Here is a 1,780-nt window from a genome sequence, read left to right as displayed (position 1 = left end):
CCAGAAAGAGGTATTTTTGCCCGCCCCTGCATCAACAAAGAACTACTAAAACAATACTCCGAAGGTTTAATTGTTACCAGTGCTTGTTTGGGCGGCGAAGTTCCCCAAATGATTCTGCAAAACAAGCTAGATACTGCCCGTGAAGTAGCCACATGGTATAAAGAAGTATTTGGGGAAGATTACTATATAGAAATTCAAGACCACGGTTCCCAAGAAGACCGGATTGTTAATGTTGAAATCGTCAAAATTGCCCGCGAACTCAACATTAAAATAATTGCAACAAATGATTCTCACTATATTTCCTGCAACGACGTAGAAGCACACGATGCTTTGCTGTGCATTAACACCAATAAACTGATTGAAGAAGACAAGCGGATGCGCTACAGCGGCACTGAGTATCTTAAGTCTGCTATGGAGATGGCGCAACTGTTTCGAGACCATTTGGATGATGAAACAATCAAAGAGGCGATCGACACCACTTTAGAAGTCGCAAATAAAGTAAAATCTTACGACATCATGGGGGAATCCCGCATTCCCAACTATCCAATTCCCCCAGAACACACAGCAGACACTTTTGTCGAAGAAATATCATGGAAAGGACTATTAGAACGCCTCAAAGCTAGAAACCGTAATGAAATTCCCGTAGTCTACAAAGAACGGCTGGAATACGAACTAAAAATGATTCAGCAGATGGGTTTTTCCACCTATTTTTTAGTAGTTTGGGACTACATGAAATATGCCAGGGACAACCACATTCCCGTAGGGCCAGGACGCGGTTCGGCCGCAGGTTCCCTAGTTGCCTACGTCTTAAAAATTACTAATATTGACCCCGTGCATCACGGACTGCTATTCGAGCGATTTCTCAATCCAGAACGCAAATCTATGCCAGATATCGATAGTGATTTCTGCATAGAAAGACGGGACGACATGATTAAATATGTTACTCAAAAGTATGGCGAAGAGCGCGTAGCGCAAATTATTACTTTCAACAGAATGACATCAAAAGCTGTCTTGAAAGATGTGGCCAGAGTGTTAGGCATTCCCTACAAAAAAGCAGACGAAATGGCAAAGTTAATTCCCGTGTCGCGGGGAAAACCGGAAAAACTCAAAGTGATGATTTCCGGTGAAACACCTGCACAGGAATTTAAAGAAAACTACGAAAAAACAATTTGCATCAATGAAGACACAGGGACAGAAGTCCCGGTTCGTCAGTGGATTGACATGGCAATTCGGATTGAAGGGACAAACAAAACTTTTGGTGTTCATGCGGCAGGCGTAGTGATTTCTTCAGACCCGCTCGATGAAATTGTACCGCTACAAAAGAATAACGAAGGTGCTGTGATTACGCAGTATTATATGGAAGATTTGGAAGCACTAGGTCTTCTGAAAATGGATTTTCTGGGATTGAAAAATTTGACAACTCTCCAGAAAACTGTTGATTATATTAAGGAAACCCAAAATATAATTGTCGATCCAGAAACGCTACCTTCTGATATAGAACGCAGAGCTCAAGAGACTTTTGGCAGAATCAAAAAGTTACCCGCTGATGTAGATAAAACTTATAGACTTTTAGAAAAAGGAGATTTAGAAGGTATTTTTCAGTTAGAATCCTCTGGGATGCTGGATGTAGTTAGAAAACTCAAACCTTCTTGCCTGGATGATATTTCTTCTATTTTGGCACTTTACCGACCCGGCCCGCTGGATGCAGGTTTAATTCCTCAGTTTATTGACTGCAAGCACGGTAAAGCTGTTGAGTACGATCATCCGCTATTAGAGCCGA

General features: G+C 41.7%; 1 protein-coding gene. It reads left to right on the top strand.

The window, feature by feature from the left end:
- The coding region (gene dnaE, locus ACUVJL_RS39000; protein WP_445250714.1) for a DNA polymerase III subunit alpha at positions 1-1,780 on the top strand (1,780 nt) is incomplete at both ends.

Source organism: Microcoleus sp. OTE_8_concoct_300 (assembly GCF_031383065.1).
Taxonomy (GTDB): domain Bacteria; phylum Cyanobacteriota; class Cyanobacteriia; order Cyanobacteriales; family Microcoleaceae; genus Microcoleus.
This window is presented reverse-complemented; position numbering and strand designations above follow the sequence as displayed.